Below are 213 nucleotides of genomic sequence, written 5' to 3'. Positions count from 1 at the left end.
GTTAAGCCTGTTGGTACTGTTACCGGGGTAACTTTTACCTCACCTGGGTTAGTACCCACTACTACTGCTGCTCCGTTTAATTTATCATTCAACGTTAAGGCTGGTGTTGTTCCGCCTGTGTAACCATTGATCGAAGATGTCGTTTCTGTAACGGCACAAATAAAATTCGACACAACAATATTGCCAGAAGATTCTGAAATACAGCCTGCAGCG

General features: G+C 43.7%; 1 protein-coding gene. It reads right to left on the bottom strand.

Annotation, left to right across the window (positions count from 1 at the left end; translation table 11 throughout):
• A partial coding sequence (locus tag BOW55_RS21020) for a hypothetical protein (RefSeq protein WP_164975102.1) occupies nucleotides 1–213 on the bottom strand: 213 nt, incomplete at both ends.

Source organism: Flavobacterium sp. YO12 (genome assembly GCF_004119495.1).
In the GTDB taxonomy this organism is placed as follows: domain Bacteria; phylum Bacteroidota; class Bacteroidia; order Flavobacteriales; family Flavobacteriaceae; genus Flavobacterium.
This window is presented reverse-complemented; position numbering and strand designations above follow the sequence as displayed.